A 1,878-nucleotide genomic window follows, 5' to 3' on the forward strand; every position below is an offset into this window, starting at 1 on the left:
CCCCGCAGGCAGGCCTGATTAACGTCTGACCCCGGCAGCCCGGCTGCCGCAACCACGGAATTTCCTCTTATGACACACCCCGCTGAAATATCGGCTCAGCCGGTCGTGCGCGATCGCTGGGGCGGCTGGACGCATCCTGCTTTTTTCCTGCCGGCAGGCGGCAATGAGTATCCGCAGCCTGGTGAATTCGATGCCTGGCTTGATGAACACAATCTGCAGTCGGCGACGACCTGGATGGAAAACGACGTGCCTGACTGGATGATGGATGTTTTCCGGAAAACCGGTAACTGCAGTCAGTGGCAGCCTTCCGGACCCCCTGGCGGGGGCTGGTTTACCGGCAGCATCCACGATACGGATGAAGGCCCGGTGTGCGTCTGGCTGCGGCGAAAGGCGGAGGCACAGGACGCATGAAGCGCTTTCTCCTCATACTGTGCCTGCTGACAGCGGGCATTATGGCAAAGCCGGTGATGGCGGCAACCAGCAACGCCGGCGACGGCCGCTGGGTGAATCCGATCAGCGACGTCTGCTGGAAGTGCCTGTTTCCCATGACGCTCGGCAGCATTCAGCTGGCATCCGGCGCGCATCCTGATACACCCAATCCCGCCTCGCCCATCCAGCTTTGCCCGTACGGCATTTTTTACCGGCTGGGGCTGGCCATCGGCTTCTGGGAGCCGCTGGCCATGACGGACGTCACGCGTGAGCCCGGCGTCATGGTGAACATGGGGGGCTTTAAAATCGACCTCGGACGCACCGGCACCGGGCGTGGCGGGCAGAGTGATTCGCCCTCGCCCGGAAGCTTCTATCACGTGCACTGGTACAAGTATCCGCTGATTTTCTGGCTGAACATTATTACCAGTGAGGGCTGCATGCAGACCGGCGATATGGACATTGCCTACCTGTCTGAAGTGGACCCGCTCTGGAACGACAGCACGCTTGCCATGATCCTGAATCCGGAAGTGGCGCTCTTCAGTAACCTGCTGGCGCAGGGTGCCTGCGCGGCTGACTCAATCGCTTCTACCGCGGGCATGCCGCTGGACCCGCTGTTCTGGTGCGCCGGCGCACAGGGCTCGATGTATCCCTTCACGGGCTATACCAGCAACGAGTTTTCTCCGCTGGAGGCTTCGCTGCTGGTCAGCGAACGCATGGCGTTCAAGCTGCATCGCGAGGGCCTGGTCATGGAGACGGTCGGGGCGGACGTGGCGGTGTGCTACGAATATCCATCCCCGATCATCCCCAAGTCCCGATGGCGGTATCAGATGGTGAACATGTACCCCGAACCTTCGGACTGCCACCCGTTCGGCACGACCACGCAGCTGTGGGGCAGCACGCACAACACGCCCGCATCAAAGAAAAACTTCGGCTACCTGATGTGGCGAAAGCGCAACTGCGTATACCTGTAAAGGAATGACCATGAAAACCTTACTCATTACGGCGCTGACCTTCAGCACCATCCTGCTTTGCGCGGACGCGGGCGCAGCTGATCAGCCAGCGATTGCCGGCGACGATATGGCGTATATGAAACAGCAGCAGCGCGACCTCGCGCTGTTTAAAAGTCAGCTGCAGGGCATGAACATCATCCTGCCGGACGCGCAACAGGGACGGGTTGCGCAGATGCAGAATGAGATAGCCGCCGGACAGGCGGATCAGAACAGCGCTACCCGTCAGACCCCGCGCGCGGTGTATTTCGTGAGCCTGGGCATTCCGGAAGAGGGGCTGCTGCCGATGCTCTCTGATGCCCGCCGCTTCGGCATTCCGGCAACCCTGCGCGGGCTGCTGAACAACGACTTTCGCCAGACCGCAGAGAAGATGTTTGAACTGTCGAAGAAGGACAGGCAGGCGGGCGTGCAGATTGACCCGACCCTGTTTCAGCAGTACGGC

Annotated in this window: 3 protein-coding genes; all 3 read left to right on the top strand. The window is 60.9% G+C overall.

Features of this window, described 5'->3' with window-relative positions; genetic code table 11:
- Nucleotides 1-69: 69 nt before the first annotated feature.
- The gene (locus CBW22_RS24065) at nucleotides 70-411 is read left to right on the top strand and encodes a hypothetical protein (RefSeq protein WP_088518084.1); all 342 of its coding nucleotides are present in this window, start codon (nucleotides 70-72) and stop codon (nucleotides 409-411) included.
- Complete coding sequence (gene traU, locus CBW22_RS24070; RefSeq protein ID WP_088518085.1) at nucleotides 408-1,400, top strand: conjugal transfer pilus assembly protein TraU; 993 nt, start codon at nucleotides 408-410, stop codon at nucleotides 1,398-1,400. Before CBW22_RS24065 ends, traU begins: the two co-directional genes overlap by 4 nt.
- 10 nt (nucleotides 1,401-1,410) lie before the next feature.
- Nucleotides 1,411-1,878: TrbC family F-type conjugative pilus assembly protein (locus CBW22_RS24075; protein ID WP_088518086.1), on the top strand; the 468-nt coding region annotated here is incomplete at its 3' end.

Origin of the sequence: Pantoea sp. VS1 (assembly GCF_002207995.1) — a bacterium.
GTDB classification, from domain to species: Bacteria; Pseudomonadota; Gammaproteobacteria; order Enterobacterales; family Enterobacteriaceae; genus Pantoea; species Pantoea dispersa.

Coding starts and splice junctions, on each gene's coding strand:
- CBW22_RS24065 (WP_088518084.1), top strand. CDS start 70: ATGACACACCCCGCTGAAATATCGGCTCAGCCGGTCGTGCGCGATCGC.
- traU (WP_088518085.1), top strand. CDS start 408: ATGAAGCGCTTTCTCCTCATACTGTGCCTGCTGACAGCGGGCATTATG.